Origin of the sequence: Paenibacillus sp. GCM10027628 (genome assembly GCF_042676385.1) — a bacterium.
GTDB lineage: Bacteria > Bacillota > Bacilli > Paenibacillales > NBRC-103111 > Paenibacillus_E.
Genome location: NZ_JBHTHA010000073.1, coordinates 1 through 1,889, shown reverse-complemented (window position 1 = coordinate 1,889; position 1,889 = coordinate 1). Strand labels below are relative to the sequence as shown.

1 protein-coding gene is annotated in these 1,889 nt (G+C 48.0%); it reads left to right on the top strand.

What is annotated here, in order from left to right:
• The first annotated feature begins 555 nt into the window (after positions 1-555).
• Positions 556-1,818 (top strand): group II intron reverse transcriptase/maturase, encoded by a 1,263-nt coding sequence (gene ltrA, locus ACFQZT_RS32265; protein WP_379307071.1) that lies wholly within the window; start codon positions 556-558, stop codon positions 1,816-1,818.
• Positions 1,819-1,889: the final 71 nt, after the last annotated feature.

Below are 1,889 nucleotides of genomic sequence, written 5' to 3'. Positions count from 1 at the left end.
GTGCGCCCAGCATGGGCGCTATCTATAGGGTTCAAGTCCCGAATGGCGAAGGCAGTAGTAGCCATAGCTCAAGACAAGGGTGTCGGTTGCGAAGCCGAATCTGAAGGAAGTCGGCGGCAAATCTCCGGTCTGAGGAACACGAACTTCATATCAGGCTAGCGTACGTTGGATGAGGCTGCACGACAAGTCAAAGTCCGTACTGCCAAAGGCGTATGAAAGTAAATGAAGCAGATAGATGGAGAGGAAGATAGCGTTCTTACCTGGGGAGGTCTGTAAGCAAGCAGCGTTAAGGCTGTAAACGTGCTTGAGAAAGCACGCTGAACTTACAGAAGTCAGCAGACGCCGTAGTACGCAAGCTATGACGATAGCAAGCGGAAGGGCTGAACATGAAATAGGAATTGAACGACTGGAATTTCGAGCGCAAGCAATGAAAGCAGACAACCCGAAAGGGCTTATCCGAGGAAAGTAACGGTGAATACGTGAGGGTACTCGGAAGGGCAGAGCTTACGCGCGGCATGAACAGAAGAACAATTCACGCAAGGAGTGCATCGGAGAATGATGGAACAATTATTGTCACGGGAAAATTTGCTGTCGGCACTTCACCGTGTTGAGGAGAACAAGGGAAGCCACGGAGTGGATGGCATGTCCGTAAAAACCTTACGAGACCACATCAAGCAAAACTGGCAAACCATTCGAGAAAGCATAGAAAACGGAACCTACGAACCGAGTCCAGTCCGTCGGGTCGAAATCCCGAAACCGAACGGGGGAACAAGGCTTTTAGGCATACCGACCGTGACAGACCGATTCATTCAGCAAGCAATCACGCAAATACTAACTCCGTTGTTTGACCTCGAATTTTCCGAATATAGTTATGGTTTTCGCCCCAGTCGGCGAGGACATGACGCAGTCAGGAAAGCAAGAACATACATGCAAGAGGGATACCGCATCGTGGTAGACCTTGATTTGGAGAAATTCTTCGATCGAGTAAATCATGACCGACTGATGGCAAAGCTAGCGGAACGTGTAACAGACAAGATGCTGTTAAAACTTATCCGAAAGTACCTTCAGTCGGGAGTATTGATCAACGGTCTCGTCAAGCCAACAGAGGAAGGTGCGCCGCAAGGCGGCCCGCTAAGTCCGCTTCTGTCCAACATCGTACTGGATGAATTGGATAAAGAACTGGAGAAGCGAAACCTGCGATTTGTCCGCTATGCGGACGATTGTAACATTTACGTGAAAACGTGGAAGGCAGGAAAGCGAGTTAAGGAATCCGTAACGCAGTTCATAGAAAAGAAGCTGAAACTGAAAGTGAATCAAACGAAGAGTGCGGTAGACCGTCCATGGAAACGGAAGTTTCTAGGCTTCACGTTCAGTTGGGATAAGGCGGAACCAAAGGTGAAAATCTCGAAACCATCCCTGCAAAAGGTTAAAGCAAGGATTAGGGAAATAACATCGAGGAAAAGTCCGATTCCAATGGAAATGCGGATTACGGAACTAAATCAATACTTAACGGGATGGTGCGGATATTACGCCTTAGCGGATACACCGAATATCTTCAAAGAACTAGATGAGTGGATTCGAAGAAGACTGCGCATGTGTATATGGAAGCAATGGAAACTACCGAAAACAAAGGTGAGAAACCTGCTTGCGCTCGGAGTGACCAAACAGAAAGCGTATGAGTGGGGTAACACGAGGAAGAAATATTGGCGTATAGCTTGCAGTCCGATTCTTCACACCACGTTAGATAACCAATACTGGATGTCTAATGGTTTGAGGAGTTTGAACGACAGATACAAACTTTTGCGGAATATTTCATGAACCGCCGTATACCGAACGGTACGTACGGTGGTGTAAGAGGTCGGGGGCTAGCCGCCCCCTCCTACTTAATT

What these genes read in the sequence shown, in the direction of transcription:
- ltrA (WP_379307071.1), top strand. Translation starts at nt 556, where the DNA reads ATGATGGAACAATTATTGTCACGGGAAAATTTGCTGTCGGCACTTCAC.